16 protein-coding genes are annotated in these 13,070 nt (G+C 75.2%); 11 read left to right on the forward strand and 5 right to left on the reverse strand.

The window, feature by feature from the left end; all coding sequences use genetic code 11:
* From VGB14_16505 to fumC, 6 genes are all read left to right on the forward strand, one after another.
* Window positions 1–606: SDR family oxidoreductase (locus VGB14_16505; protein HEX9994533.1), on the forward strand; the 606-nt coding region annotated here is incomplete at its 5' end.
* Window positions 607–713: 107 nt separating this feature from the next.
* Window positions 714–1,814, forward strand: a complete 1,101-nt coding sequence (locus VGB14_16510; protein HEX9994534.1) for an MFS transporter — start codon at window positions 714–716, stop codon at window positions 1,812–1,814.
* A 33-nt stretch (window positions 1,815–1,847) separates the two neighbouring features.
* Complete coding sequence (locus VGB14_16515) at window positions 1,848–2,897, forward strand: aspartate-semialdehyde dehydrogenase (protein ID HEX9994535.1); 1,050 nt, start codon at window positions 1,848–1,850, stop codon at window positions 2,895–2,897.
* The gene (locus VGB14_16520; GenBank protein ID HEX9994536.1) at window positions 2,894–4,054 is read left to right on the forward strand and encodes a hypothetical protein; all 1,161 of its coding nucleotides are present in this window, start codon (window positions 2,894–2,896) and stop codon (window positions 4,052–4,054) included. Before VGB14_16515 ends, VGB14_16520 begins: the two co-directional genes overlap by 4 nt.
* The gene (locus VGB14_16525) at window positions 4,051–4,185 is read left to right on the forward strand and encodes a hypothetical protein (protein ID HEX9994537.1); all 135 of its coding nucleotides are present in this window, start codon (window positions 4,051–4,053) and stop codon (window positions 4,183–4,185) included. Before VGB14_16520 ends, VGB14_16525 begins: the two co-directional genes overlap by 4 nt.
* Before the next feature lie 31 nt (window positions 4,186–4,216).
* On the forward strand, window positions 4,217–5,611 hold the full coding sequence (gene fumC, locus VGB14_16530) for a class II fumarate hydratase (GenBank protein ID HEX9994538.1): 1,395 nt from the start codon (window positions 4,217–4,219) through the stop codon (window positions 5,609–5,611).
* Here the strand turns inward: fumC and VGB14_16535 are convergent.
* The gene (locus VGB14_16535; GenBank protein ID HEX9994539.1) at window positions 5,608–6,000 is read right to left on the reverse strand and encodes a hypothetical protein; all 393 of its coding nucleotides are present in this window, start codon (window positions 5,998–6,000) and stop codon (window positions 5,608–5,610) included. The genes fumC and VGB14_16535 overlap by 4 nt on opposite strands.
* 97 nt (window positions 6,001–6,097) lie before the next feature.
* Here VGB14_16535 and VGB14_16540 point away from each other — a divergent pair, with 97 nt between their 5' ends.
* A complete protein-coding gene (locus VGB14_16540; protein ID HEX9994540.1) occupies window positions 6,098–6,526 on the forward strand; it encodes an OsmC family protein in 429 nt (142 codons plus the stop codon).
* Between the two features lie 4 nt (window positions 6,527–6,530).
* Here the strand turns inward: VGB14_16540 and VGB14_16545 are convergent, their stop codons facing one another.
* Complete coding sequence (locus VGB14_16545) at window positions 6,531–7,505, reverse strand: molybdopterin-dependent oxidoreductase (GenBank protein ID HEX9994541.1); 975 nt, start codon at window positions 7,503–7,505, stop codon at window positions 6,531–6,533.
* Between the two features lie 19 nt (window positions 7,506–7,524).
* Between VGB14_16545 and VGB14_16550 the strand changes: the two genes are divergently transcribed.
* The gene (locus VGB14_16550; GenBank protein HEX9994542.1) at window positions 7,525–8,166 is read left to right on the forward strand and encodes a hypothetical protein; all 642 of its coding nucleotides are present in this window, start codon (window positions 7,525–7,527) and stop codon (window positions 8,164–8,166) included.
* 98 nt (window positions 8,167–8,264) lie between these two features.
* Here VGB14_16550 and cysC read toward each other — a convergent pair whose 3' ends face one another.
* Genes cysC through cysD form a run of 3 tightly spaced genes read right to left on the reverse strand, consistent with a single transcriptional unit; the run spans window position 8,265 to window position 11,046 of the window.
* A complete protein-coding gene (gene cysC / locus VGB14_16555; protein HEX9994543.1) occupies window positions 8,265–8,882 on the reverse strand; it encodes an adenylyl-sulfate kinase in 618 nt (205 codons plus the stop codon).
* On the reverse strand, window positions 8,879–10,135 hold the full coding sequence (gene cysN / locus VGB14_16560) for a sulfate adenylyltransferase subunit CysN (protein HEX9994544.1): 1,257 nt from the start codon (window positions 10,133–10,135) through the stop codon (window positions 8,879–8,881). Before cysN ends, cysC begins: the two co-directional genes overlap by 4 nt.
* On the reverse strand, window positions 10,135–11,046 hold the full coding sequence (gene cysD, locus VGB14_16565; GenBank protein ID HEX9994545.1) for a sulfate adenylyltransferase subunit CysD: 912 nt from the start codon (window positions 11,044–11,046) through the stop codon (window positions 10,135–10,137). The genes cysN and cysD overlap by 1 nt, the downstream gene beginning before the upstream one ends.
* 77 nt (window positions 11,047–11,123) lie before the next feature.
* Here cysD and VGB14_16570 point away from each other — a divergent pair, with 77 nt between their 5' ends.
* The 3 genes from VGB14_16570 to VGB14_16580 all read left to right on the forward strand — a co-directional run.
* Window positions 11,124–11,879: a 3'(2'),5'-bisphosphate nucleotidase CysQ gene (locus tag VGB14_16570; GenBank protein ID HEX9994546.1), complete on the forward strand. Its 756-nt coding sequence runs from the start codon at window positions 11,124–11,126 to the stop codon at window positions 11,877–11,879.
* On the forward strand, window positions 11,876–12,556 hold the full coding sequence (locus tag VGB14_16575) for an SDR family oxidoreductase (protein HEX9994547.1): 681 nt from the start codon (window positions 11,876–11,878) through the stop codon (window positions 12,554–12,556). The genes VGB14_16570 and VGB14_16575 overlap by 4 nt, the downstream gene beginning before the upstream one ends.
* Before the next feature lie 88 nt (window positions 12,557–12,644).
* On the forward strand, window positions 12,645–13,070 hold a 426-nt coding region (locus tag VGB14_16580; protein ID HEX9994548.1), incomplete at its 3' end, for a glycosyltransferase family 2 protein.

Genomic DNA, 13,070 nt, shown 5'->3' on the forward strand with positions numbered 1-13,070 from the left:
GTGGCCGGCGCCGTCCACGACGTGGTCGACCGCCACGGGCGGCTCGACGTCCTCGTGGCCACGCCGGGGATCAACGTCCGCAAGCCGATGATCGAGTACACCGACGAGGACTACGACGCCGTGATGGACGTCAACCTCGGCGGGACGTTCCGGGCCATCCGAGCCGCCGGCCGCGTGATGGCCGGACAGGGCTCGGGCAGCGTGATCGTGATCTCCTCGATCAGCGCGCGGGTCGTCGAGCCGGGCCAGGTGGTCTACGCGGGGACGAAGGCGGCGCTCGCCCAGATGGTGCGCGTCGCGGCCGCGGAGCTCGGCCCGTACGGCGTGCGCGTCAACGCGATCGCCCCCGGGCCGGTCGAGACGCCGCTCACCGAGCCGATCCGCGACGACCCCCGTTGGCGGGACGCCTACGCGGACCGGGTCGCCGTCGGCCGGTGGGCCGTGCCCGCCGAGATCGCCGCTCCGGCGGTGTTCCTCGCCAGCGACGAGGCCAGCTACGTGTCCGGCTCGCTGCTGTTCGCCGACGGCGGCTGGACGGACCTCGACCAGCGGTTCCAGGGCGCAGCCCGGCCGGTCGCGGCAGCGGGGGTGGCCCGTGACGGTTGAGCGCGAGGTCGACCGGGTGACGTTGTGGATGCTGCTCGGCAGCGTCCTGTCCGTGTCGACGGCCTACGGGATGCTCCTCCTGCTCCCGCTCTACGTGAAGACCCGACATCGGCGGCGACGAAGCCGACTTCGGCGTGATCACCGCCGCGGGGGCAGTCACGGCGATGCTCGCCATCGGCCTGCTGATCCGGTTCCCGAGGACCTTTCCGCCGCACCACGTCGTGTCGATCGCCGCTGCCGCGTACGCGGCGGCCGCCGTCGGCGTGTCGATGATGCATGCGATGGGGTGGCCGCTCGTGGCCCTCGGCCTCGTGCTCGGCACGACCTGGGCGCTCGCGTACACGGCGTCACCGATGGTGGTGAGCGAGCTGGTCGGCGACCGGTCACGGGCCCGCTACATCGGCTACGTCACCGGCTCGATCCAGGTCGGCTTCGGCCTCGGGCCGATCGTCGGCAGCGCGCTCCAGGACCTCGGGTTCGCGCTGGAGACGGTGTTCCGGGTGGCGGCCGGGCTCGCCGTCGCCGCCGCCGTCGTCGCCGCGCCCCTGCACCGCCGGGCCCCGGCCCTGTCGCTGCGCCTCGCGGCCGTCGGCCCGCCGGGCCAGCCGCTCGGTCGGGCGCTCGTCACCATCGTGCGCTCGCGGGCGGCGATCCCCCTCGTGATGGTGCTCATCTGCGCCTGCCTGTTCACGACCATGAACACGTTCCAGACGACGTTCGGCGACGCCCGCTCCCTCGACTACGACGTGTTCTTCGCCAGCTACACCGCCGCCGTCATCGCCGCCCGCTTCGGCATCGTGCGCTGGCTCTCCGACTCGAGCTCGCCCCACGTGCTCGCCGTGTCGACGGCCGGCGTGGGTGGCGTCGATCGCGCTGTTCCTCGCCGTCGGCACGAACACGATCGCCTACGCGGCGGCGTCGGCCTCGCTCGGGCTCACGTACGGGCTCACCCTGCCGGCGGTGCAGGCCCGGGCCGTGAACCTCAGCGGGGCGGACGTGCGCCCCCGGCTCCTGCCCCTCGTCGGGCTCGTGTTCGAGACGGCGATCCTCGCCTTCCCCGCTGGCCGCCGGCGCCATCATCTCCGCCACCGACTACACGACGATGTTCGTCGTCCTGCTCGGCCTCGCCCTGGCGCTGGCGGCGCTCGGCCAGCTGGAGCGGGCCCGCGTCGGCCGACCGGTCCTGTCGCCGGCGGACGCGCCCCTGACGCCGGTCCCCGGCCCGACGGCCGGCTAGCCCGGTGCTGCGGGTCGCCGTCGTCGGGGCGACCGGAGCGGTCGGTCGCGAGGTGTGCCGCCTCCTCGACGAGCGGGTGCCCGAGGTCGGCGCGCTGGTGCCGTTCGCCTCGGCGGCGTCGGCCGGCCGGGACCTGGCGGCGGAGTGGGGGCTGCGCACGCCGACGGCACCGGTCGGCGCGGTGGACGGCGACGCCATCGCCGGAGCCGACGTCGCCGTCCTATGCGCGGGCATCGGCGTGAGCCTGGCGCTCGGCGACGACCTGGCCGCGAGCGGCTGCCTCGTCGTCGACAACAGCTCGGCGTTCCGGATGCGCGACGACGTTCCCCTGGTCGTGCCCGAGGTGAACCCCGAGGCGATCGCCACGCGCCCGGCGTCGGGCATCGTCGCCAACCCGAACTGCTCGACCATCCAGCTCGTGCGGGTGCTCGACCCGCTGCGCCGCGCCGCCGGCCTCGAGGCGGTGGACGTGGCCACCTACCAGGCGGCGTCGGGGGGCGGGCTGCGGGGGCTGGCGGAGGTGCAGGCGGCCACGGCCGACCTGCTGGCCGGGGGGGACGGCGGCGGCGGCCGCGGGGGCCGGTTCGGCCAGCCCCTGGCCCTCAACCTCGTCCCCCAGATCGGAGCGCTCGACGGCGACGGCATGGCCCACGAGGAGCACAAGCTGCGGCGGGAGCCCCGGAAGATCCTCGCCCTGCCGGAGCTCCGGGTGACGGCGACGGCCGTTCGGGTGCCGGTGCTCCACTGCCACTCCGAGGCGGTGACCCTGCGGCTGGGCCGTCCCGTTCCCCGCGAGGGCCTCGAGGCGGTCCTCGCCGCGACGAGCGGCCTGTGCGTCCACCGGTCGAGCGACCGGCCGCCGTTCCCGATGCCCCGCTTCGTCGCCCGCTGCGACGACGGGCGGGCCCGGGTGCACGTGGGCCGGGTGCGCGTGGACGCCGAGGACCCTCGGACCGTCCAGTGCTGGATCGTCGCCGACAACCTCTGGGTGGGGGCGGCGCTGAACGCCACCGGCATCCTCGCCCACGCCGTCGGGCGCGGATGGCTCGGGTGACGCCGCCGCTGGTGCTGAAGGTCGGCGGCTCCTGCCTGCTCGACCTCGACGATGTCGAGCGGGTGGCCGAATGGCTGCGGCGGCGGCTCGGGGCCGACGGCGCCGCGGTCGTCGTGGTCAGCGCCCTGGCGGGCACGACCGCCGCGCTCGACGCCGCCCTCCGCCGCCTGAACCACGACCCGCCGCCCCGGATCACGGCGGGCGTCCTCCTCCACGGCGACGAGCTCTGCGCGGGGCTCCTCGCCGCCGCGCTCGCCGCTCGGGGGGTCGACGCCGAGGTCGCCGCCGGGCGGCACACCGGGCTCGTCGCCACCGGCCGGCCCGACCGGGCCCGGCTCGTGCGGGTCGACCCGGCCCCGCTGCTCGCCGCCCTCGGCCGCGCCCGGGTCGCCGTCGTCCCCGGCGGGCAGGCGGTCGACGCCGCCGGCCGTCCCGTGATGCTCGGCCGCAACAGTGCCGACACGTCCGCGGTCGCCGCCGCCGTCGCCGTGGGCGCCGTCCGCTGCGACATCTTCTCGGCAGTGTCGGGCATCTTCACCGCCGACCCTCACCTCGTCGCCGACGCCCGACCGGTCGCCACCCTCGGCTACGCGGCCGCCGGCGCCATGACGAGGGCGGGGGCGAAGGTGCTCCACCCGGAGGCGGTGGGCCTGGCCGAGCGGCACGGCGTCGCCGTGACCTGCCGGGGGTGGCCGCCGGTCGCCGGAGGCGGGACCGTCGTCGCCGGGGACGGCGGGGTCGACGCCGTCGTGACCGCGTCGGCCAGCCGCGTGTGGGCCGCGCCCGCCGGCGGCACCCGGCCGGCGGGCGTGGACGGGGCCGTCGTGGTCGACGAAGGCGGCGTCGCCCACCTCGCCCTCCCCTGCGGCGACGAGGTCGAGGTCCCGGCCGGCCTCGACCCCCGCCCGGCGCTCCGCCTCCTGACCGTCATCCGCGGGGACGCCCCCGTCGAGCGCCGCCTCGTGCCCGTCGGCCGCCTGGCGGCGGTGGCCGCCGACCGCCACCGGGCGCTCCACGCCGCCGGCCGCGGGCGCATACCGGTTGACTCCGGCCCGCGCCTGCCGACAGGCACGGCGTGGAATGGACGAGCCGAGCCGTCGTCCGGCGCATCGACCCCGGGTCGGACGCCGACTGCGTGGCCTGCGGCGAGCCCGTGAAGTTCCGGGCCGCGAGCAAGGCCCTCCAGGTCATCTGCAACGTGTACGTGGACGGCCGCTGGGACCGGGTCGAGCACTACCACCAGGCCTGCTACCGCGAGGTCGGCGAGCCCTACGGGTCGGCCGCCTGACCCTCCGCCACGGCGGGCAGACTGGCCGGCGATGAGCGACGCCAGCCAGCCCACGAGGACCGAGACCGACAGCATGGGACCGGTCGAGGTCGCCGCCGACCGGTACTGGGGCGCCCAGACCGAGCGGTCGCTGCACCACTTCGCCATCGGCGACGACCGCATGCCCGTCGAGGTCGTCCACGCCTTCGGCGTGCTGAAGAAGGCGGCCGCGCTGGTCAACGCGGAGCTCGGCACCCTCCCCGCCGACCTCGCCGAGCTGATCGTCCAGGCCGCCGACGAGGTGGCCTCGGGCAAGCTCGACGACCACTTCCCGCTCTACGTCTGGCAGACCGGGTCGGGCACGCAGTCGAACATGAACGCCAACGAGGTCATCGCCAACCGGGCCATCGAGCTGGCCGGCGGCACGCTCGGGTCGAAGTCGCCGGTCCACCCGAACGACCACGTCAACCGGTCGCAGTCGTCCAACGACACGTTCCCGACGGCCATGCACGTCGCCGCCGCCGTCGAGACCGTGCAGCGGCTCCTCCCCGCCGTCGACCGGCTGCGCCAGGCGCTCGCGGCCAAGGCCGACGAGTTCGCCGACGTGGTGAAGATCGGGCGCACGCACCTCCAGGACGCCGTCCCGATGACGCTCGGCCAGGAGTTCTCCGGCTACGTCGCCCAGCTGAACGCGGCGACGGCCCGCATCGAGCGGGCCCTCCCCGACGTGTACGAGCTGGCCATCGGCGGCACCGCCGTCGGCACGGGGCTCAACGCGCCCGAGGGGTTCGGCGAGCGGGTGGCCGTCAAGGTCGCCGAGCTCACCGGCCTGCCGTTCCGGGCCGCGCCCAACTTCTTCGCCGCCCTGGCCGCCCACGACGGCCTCGTCGGCCTGCACGGGGCGTACACCACGCTCGCCTGCGCGCTGATGAAGATCGCCAACGACCTCCGCTGGCTGGCCTCGGGCCCCCGCTCGGGGCTCGGGGAGCTGCGCCTGCCCGAGAACGAGCCGGGGTCGTCGATCATGCCGGGCAAGGTGAACCCCACCCAGTGCGAGGCCATGACGATGGTGTGCGTGCAGGTGATGGGGAACGGCACCGCCGTCACCGTCGCCGGGTCGCAGGGCAACTTCGAGCTGAACGTGTTCAAGCCGGTGATGATCCGCAACGTCCTGCACTCCGCCCGGATCATGGCGGACGCCTGCGACCGGTTCACCGAGTTCTGCGCCGCCGGCATCGAGGCCGACCGGGAACGGATCGCCGAGCTGGTGGAGCGGTCGCTGATGGTCGTCACCGCGCTGACCCCGCACATCGGCTACGACGCCGCCGCCGCCATCGCCAAGAGGGCCCACCACGAGGGAACGACGCTCCGGGAGGCGGCCCTCGCGCTCGGCGCCCTGTCGGCCGAGGACTTCGACCGCATCGTGCGGCCGGAGGAGATGGTCTAGGAGCGCGCGGTCGGCCCGCTCAGGCAGCGGACCCACAGGACCTGGTTGACCTGGCCGGTGACCTCGTTCGTCGCCGGCAGGAGGCCCAGCTCGACCCGCGCCCCGCTCGACATCGGCGGCAGGCAGTCGGGCTGCCCGCCTTCCCGCCACGAGCCGTCGACGCCCTGCCACATGAGGCCGTTGCCGACGACGTAGCCCTCGCGGCGCACGCTGATCCCGATCCCCTGGGCGTCGACCCCCTCGACCGTCCCGATGACGATCCTGGGCTCGCGCTCCGCCGTCGCCCGCCCGACGAGCACACCGGCGGCCAGCGCCGCCGCCGCCACCAGCAGGTAGGGCACGAGCCCCGACCTCGACCGGGCTCCCGCCCGTCCCACCGTGACCGCCATGGGCGAAGTGTGCCAGCTCGAGCACGCGGCGCGCCGGACGGATCGGGGGCCGCGCCGGCCTAGGGTGCCCGGGAGTCCACGTCGACAGGAGGAGCCGATGCCGGCACGCACCGCCAACGCCCGATGGGACGGGACGCTCCAGGAGGGCAAGGGCACGATGCGCCTCGGGGGCGGGGCCTTCGAGGGGCAGTACTCGTTCTCGTCCCGCTTCGAGGAGGGCGCCGGGACCAACCCCGAGGAGCTGATCGGCGCGGCCCACGCCGGCTGCTTCTCGATGGCCCTCTCGGGCGCCCTGGGCCGGGCCGGCTACACGCCCACCTCGGTGGAGACGACCGCCAGGGTCCACCTGGAGAAGGGCGAGAGCGGGTTCCGCATCTCCCGGATCGAGCTCGACACGACCGCCGAGGTGCCGGGCATCGACGAGGCGACCTTCCAGGAGCAGGCCGAGGCGGCCAAGGCCAACTGCCCGGTGTCCCAGGCCCTGGCCGGGGTCGACATCCAGCTGAACGCCCGCCTGGGCGGCTGACCCGCTAGGTGAGGGGGGCGGGCGGCTGCCACCACCAGGGTCGGTCGCCCACCCGCACCTCGTCGAGCCACTTCACCCACCAGAACCCGCGCCGGCCGGGGGCGACCAGCCGGGCCGGCCGGCCGTGGCCGGGCGACAGGGGCGCCCCGCCGGCCCGGGTGGCGACGAGCAGCCGCCCGGCGTCGGAGCGGGGGAAGCGGCGGGCGTAGCCGGTCAGCGAGCGCACCTCGACGGCGCCGCCCTGCCCGGCGCCCGACGCGGCCAGCAGGCGGTCCAGGCGGACCCCCGACCAGGCCTGGTCGGCCCACCACCCGCCGGTGCAGTCGAGGGTGGCGACGAGCTCGTCGGCGCCGAGCCCGTCGAGGTCGGCGAGCGACCACGGGCGGCCGGCGACGACCAGCCGCCACCCCTCGCCGACCTCCGGCACGTCGTCGTCCAGCCACGACGTGACCGGCATGGCGGCCGGGTCGAACGAGCCCCGTTCCAGCGAGCGGGTCGGCGCCCGCCCGGCCGACGGCAGGGCGGCGGTGACGGCGAGCGAGCCGCCGGCCAGCAGCCCGCCGCGCAGGACGGCCCGGCGGGACAGGTCGGCGGCGCGGGGGCGGACCGGCCGGGCGGCGGCGTGCCAGGCGGTGAGGGCGACGGCGGCCAGCCCGGCGGCGACGTGCACCTGGAGCACGGAGAGCGGCCCCAGCCCGGCGGCGCCGGCCCGGTGGGCGAGGCCGGTGGCGAGGGTGGCGACCACGGCGACGGCGAGGACGACCGACGGCGCCGTGTCGGCCGGCGGCCGGCGGGCGAGGCCCCGGCGCGAGATCGCCGTCTTCCACGGCGACACGGCGAGCACGGCCAGGCCGGCCCCGCCGTGGGCCACGGTGGCCCAGGCGTTCCAGCCCGACCCGATCCCGTACATCAGCAGGCCGGTGGCGCCGGCGGCGGGCACGAGCACGAGGAGGGCGAGGTTCGTGCGCCGGCCGGCCACAGCCCCCATCATGGGCGCCGTGCCCACCCGTGTGTACCTCGAGGCCGGATCGAAGAAGGTGTTCGCGTGCGCGCTCGACTGGCCCGGGTGGTGCCGGGCCGGGAAGACGGAGGAGGCGGCGCTCGAGGCGCTGGCCGCCTACGCCGACCGGTACCGGCCGGTGGCCGAGCGGGCCGGCGTGCGGTTCCCGAGGTCGGCCGGCGACGACCTGGAGGTCGTCGAGCGCCTGACGGGCGACGCCACCACCGACTTCGGCGCCCCGTCCCAGGTCGCGACCGACGACGAGGAGCCGCTCACGGCGGCGCAGGCCCGCCGGCTCGCCGCGCTGGTGGAGGCGTCGTGGGCCGTGCTCGACGACGTGGTCGCCGGCGCCCCCGCGTCGCTGCGCAAGGGCCCGAGGGGCGGCGGGCGGGACCGGGACAAGATCGTCGAGCACGTCGAGGGCGCCCAGGAGTCGTACGCGCGGATGATCGGGCTCGGGAAGGGCGAGCGGGACCGGGCCGGCATCGCCGCCGCCCTGCGGGCAGCCAGGAAGCCCCGGCCGGAGGCCGAGGGCAAGGGGAAGCGCTGGCCCTACCGCTACGCCGCCCGCCGCATCGCCTGGCACGTCCTCGACCACGCCTGGGAGATCGAGGACCGCAGCGACCCGGCGCCCGGCTGACCGGGAGGCCGGCCTGTGAGGGGTGCGGGCCGGCACCGGGTCATGTGTCCGCACCGGCACACTCCTCACCGATCTTCGGGCGGGTCGCCCGAACGGTGTCAGTCGAGCAGGGCGACGACCCGCTCGGCGGCCTCGGCCACCGGGAGGCCGGGGCCGAGCTCGAGGTCGGGCGCCTCGGGGGCCTCGTAGGGGTCGTCGACCCCGGTGAACCCCGTGATCTCGCCCCGCCTGGCCATGGCGTAGAGGCCCTTCGGGTCGCGCTCCTCGCACACCTCGATCGGGGTGTTCACGAACACCTCGAAGAACGCCAGCCCGGCCTCGTCGTGCACCCGCCTGGCCAGGTCGCGCCCCGCCCGGAACGGGGAGATCAGCGGCACCAGCGACACGAGGCCGGCGTCGGCGAACAGCCGGGCGACGTGGGCCGCCCTGCGCACGTTCTCCTCCCGGTCGGCGGCGCCGAAGCCGAGGTCGCCGTTCAGGCCGTGGCGCAGGTTGTCGCCGTCGAGCAGGTACGCGGCCCGGCCCCGCTCGACCAGCAGGCGCTCGGCCTCGACGGCGATCGTCGACTTCCCCGACCCCGACAGCCCGGTGAGCCACACCGTCGCGCCCGACAGCCCGGTCGCCGACCAGCGGCGCTCCCGCGGCACCCCCGAGGCGTGCCAGGTGACGTTCGGGCTGCGCGACGGCGACGGCGGCGGCGTCGCCGGCGAGGTCACTGCGTGGGGCCGAGGATCATCCCGGCGCCCACGGTGTTGAACGTCGCCTCGTCGATCAGGATGAAGCTGCCCGTGGTCCGGTTGCGGCGGTACTCGTCGAAGAACAGCGGCACCGTCGTCCGGATCGAGATCCGGCCGATCTCGTTGAGGCTGAGCGACTCGGCCGACTCGTCGCGGTGGAGGGTGTTGACGTCCAGCCGGTAGTGCAGGTCCTTCACCAGCGCCCTGGCCGACCGGGTCGTGTGCTTGATGCCGAGCTTCATCCCCGGCGTGAGCTTGATCCGGTCGCTCATCCAGCAGACGGTGGCGTCGATGTCCTGCCCGATCGTCGGCTGGTTGTGGGGCCGGCAGATCATGTCGCCCCGGCTGATGTCGATGTCGGTGTCCAGCCGGACGGTGACCGACATCGGCGCGAACGCCTCGTCGACGGGGCCGTCGAAGGTGTCGATGGCCTCGATGTGGGCGCCGAACCCGGAGGGCAGCACGACCACCTCGTCGCCCGGCTTGAGCACGCCGCCGGCGACCGTCCCGGCGTACCCGCGGTAGTCGTGGTGGGTTGTGTTCATCGGGCGCAGCACGTACTGCACCGGGAAGCGGGCGTCGATGAGGTTCCGGTCCGACGCGATGTACACCTCTTCGAGGTGGTGCAGCAGCGAGGCGCCGTCGTACCAGGGCATGTTCCGCGACCGCTCGACCACGTTGTCGCCGTGCAGGGCGGAGACCGGGACGAACGTCAGGTCGGTGACGTCGAGCTTCATGGCGAAGGACCGGAACTCGTCCTTGATGGCGTCGAAGACCTTCTCGTCGTAGTCGACGAGGTCCATCTTGTTGACGCACAGCACGAGGTGCGGGATGCGCAGCAGCGACGCCAGGAACGCGTGCCGGCGGGACTGCTCGAGGATCCCGTTGCGGGCGTCGATCAGCACGAGCGCGAGGTCGGCCGTCGACGCCCCGGTGACCATGTTGCGCGTGTACTGGATGTGGCCGGGGGTGTCGGCGATGATGAACTTCCGCTTCGGCGTGGCGAAGTAGCGGTAGGCGACGTCGATCGTGATGCCCTGCTCCCGCTCGGCCCGCAGGCCGTCGGTGAGCAGCGCGAGGTTCACGTACTCGTCGCCCCGCTGGCGGCTGGTCCGCTCGACCGCCTCGAGCTGGTCCTCGAAGATGGCCTTCGAGTCGTAGAGCAGCCGGCCGATGAGGGTGGACTTGCCGTCGTCGACCGAGCCGGCCGTGGCGAGGCGCAGCAGCTCCATCAGAAGTAGCCCTCCCGCTTGCGGTCCTCCATGCCGGCCTCGGAGATGCGGTCGTCGGCCCTCGTCGCGCCCCGCTCGGTGATGCGGGTGGCGGCCACCTCGGCGATCACCTGCTGGACGTTCGACGCCGTGGACTCGACGGCCCCGGTGCACGACGCGTCGCCGACCGTGCGGAAGCGCACGGTGGCCTCGAAGGGGTCCTCGCCCTCCATCAGCGTGACGAAGGGGTTGACGGCGAGCAGCATGCCGTCGCGGCGGAAGACCTGGCGGCGGTGGGCGTAGTAGATCGCCGGGATCTCGACGCCCTCCTCGGCGATGTACTGCCAGATGTCGAGCTCGGTCCAGTTCGACAGCGGGAACACCCGGATGTGCTCGCCCTTGTGGTGGCGGCCGTTGTAGAGGTTCCACAGCTCGGGCCGCTGGTTCTTCGGGTCCCACTGGCCGAACTCGTCGCGGAAGGAGAACACCCGCTCCTTCGCCCTGGCCTTCTCCTCGTCGCGGCGGGCGCCGCCGAACACGGCGTCGAAGCCGTGCTGCTCGATGGCGTCGAGCAGGGTGGTGGTCTGCAGCCGGTTGCGCGACGCCCGCGGGCCGGTCTCCTCGACCACCCGGCCCCGGTCGATCGACTCCTGCACCGACGCCACCACCAGCCGGGCGCCGAGCTCGGCGACGCGGCGGTCCCGGAACTCGAGGACCTCGGGGAAGTTGTGGCCGGTGTCGACGTGCATCACCGGGAACGGGATCGGGCACGGCCAGAACGCCTTCTCGGCCAGCCGCAGCATGACGATCGAGTCCTTGCCGCCCGAGAACAGGAGGACCGGGCGCTCGAACTCGGCCGCCACCTCCCTGATGATGTGGATGGCCTCCGCCTCCAGGGCCTGGAGGTGCGTGAGCTCGTAGGTGACGGTCAAGATCGAGATCCTCGGTGTCGCGAAGGGGGGAACGGCGGCTGGCGCAGGCGCCGCGCCGTGGCCCCTAGGGTAGCCGGATGCCCGTCGACCACTCCGATCACCGGCTGGCGGCCACCGTCGCCGCCGACGCCGGGCGGCTCCTGCTCGAGCTCCGGGCCCGCCTCGAGGCCGGCGAGCTCGACCCCACGGCGGCGCGGGCCGAGGGCGACCGCCGGTCGCACGAGCTGATCATGGCGGCCCTGGCCGACGCCAGGCCGGGCGACGCCGTGCTGTCCGAGGAGGGCAAGCTCGACCCGGCCCGGCTGGAGGCCGAGCGGGTGTGGATCGTCGACCCGCTCGACGGCACCAGGGAGTTCGGCGAGCCGCCCAGGGTGGACTGGGCCGTGCACGTGGCGCTCGTCGTCGGCGGCACGCCGGTCGCCGGGGCCGTCGCCCTCCCCGCCCTCGACGTCACCCTGTCCACCGACCCGCCGCCGGCCGCGCCGCCGCCGCTCGACGGCCCGCCCCGGGTCGTGGTCAGCCGCACCCGGCCCCCGGCCGCGGCGCTGACCCTCGCCCAGGCGCTCGGCGGCGAGCTGGTCGAGATGGGCTCGGCCGGGGCGAAGGCGATGGCCGTGCTCCGGGGCGAGGCCGACGTGTACGCCCACTCCGGCGGGCAATACGAGTGGGACTCGGCCGCGCCGGTGGCGGTCGCGGCCGCGGCCGGGCTGCACACGTCGAGGATCGACGGCTCGCCCCTCCGCTACAACAACGCCGACCCCTACCTGCCCGACCTGCTGATCTGCCGCCCGGAGCTGGCCGACCGGTCCCTCGCCGCCCTCGCCGCCCGATGAACGGCCCGGTGCTCGTCACCGGCGGGTCGTCCGGGCTCGGCGCGGCCGTCGTCGAGGCCGTCGCCGGGGCCGGGGGGACGCCGCTCGTGCTCGACCTGCGGCCGCCGGCCGGCGAGGTCGACCACCGCCTCGTCGACCTGGCCGACACGCGGGCGGCCGAGGCGGCGACCAGGGAGCTGGCCGACGCCCACCCGGACCTCGCGGCCGTCGTGACCTGCGCCGGGATCGACCGGTGCGGGCGGCTGGAGGACGTCGACGCCGTCGAGTGGGAGCGGGTCGTGGCCGTCAACCTGCTGGCGACGGCGGCCGTCGTCCGGGCCGCCCTCCCCCGGCTCGTCGCCGCCCGCGGCAAGGTCGTCACGGTCGCCTCGACCCTCGGCCTGCGCGTGTTCTCGGACGCCACCGCCTACTGCGCGAGCAAGTTCGGCGTGGTCGGGTTCACGAGGGCGCTGGCGAGGGAGCTGGCCGGCCGGGTGGGCGTGACCCTCCTGGTGCCCGGCGGCATGTCCACCCGGTTCTTCGACGACCGCGACCCGCAGTACCAGCCGGGGCCGGACGCCGTCCTGAACGACCCCCGCAACGTGGCCGACGCCGTGCTGTTCGCGCTGCGCCAGCCGCCGGGGTGCGAAGTGCGCGAGCTGGTCGTCAGCGCCTCGCTCGAAGGCTCCTGGCCCTGATCTTGAGCGGTCGCTTGAATTCCGCGCGTGGCGTTTAACCGCTACTCGACGGGGTAGTCGAGCCACGTTCGCCCGAGAAGCGAGGGCCATGTCGCGTCCGGCCTCGTCGTTCGACATCGTCGTCCCCACGGTGGGCCGGCCCAGCCTGGGCCGGCTCCTCCGCGCGCTCGCCGACGGGACCGGGCCGCGCCCCGGCCGGGTGGTCCTCGTCGACGACCGCCGCGCCCCGTCGTCGCCCCTCCTGCCCGGCGGGCCGCCGGAGGCGCTGGCGCCGCTCGTCGCCGTCGTCCGCTCCGGCGGGCGGGGCCCCGCGGCGGCCCGCAACGCCGGGTGGCGGGCCGCGGCCGCGCCGTGGGTGGCGTTCCTCGACGACGACGTCGTGCCGGCGCCCGACTGGGCCGAGCGGCTGGCCGCCGACCTCGACGGGCTCGACCCCGGCGTCGGCGGCAGCCAGGGCCGCATCGTCGTCCCCCTGCCGGCCGGCCGGCGGCCGACCGACTGGGAGCGCAACGTC

The sequence above is a fragment of the Acidimicrobiales bacterium genome (genome assembly GCA_036399815.1).
Taxonomy (GTDB): Bacteria; Actinomycetota; Acidimicrobiia; order Acidimicrobiales; family DASWMK01; genus DASWMK01.

Coding starts and splice junctions, on each gene's coding strand:
- fumC (HEX9994538.1), top strand. CDS start 4,217: ATGAGCGACGCCAGCCAGCCCACGAGGACCGAGACCGACAGCATGGGA.
- VGB14_16535 (HEX9994539.1), bottom strand. CDS start 6,000: ATGGCGGTCACGGTGGGACGGGCGGGAGCCCGGTCGAGGTCGGGGCTC.
- VGB14_16540 (HEX9994540.1), top strand. CDS start 6,098: ATGCCGGCACGCACCGCCAACGCCCGATGGGACGGGACGCTCCAGGAG.
- cysN (HEX9994544.1), bottom strand. CDS start 10,135: ATGGAGCTGCTGCGCCTCGCCACGGCCGGCTCGGTCGACGACGGCAAG.
- VGB14_16570 (HEX9994546.1), top strand. CDS start 11,124: ATGCCCGTCGACCACTCCGATCACCGGCTGGCGGCCACCGTCGCCGCC.
- VGB14_16575 (HEX9994547.1), top strand. CDS start 11,876: ATGAACGGCCCGGTGCTCGTCACCGGCGGGTCGTCCGGGCTCGGCGCG.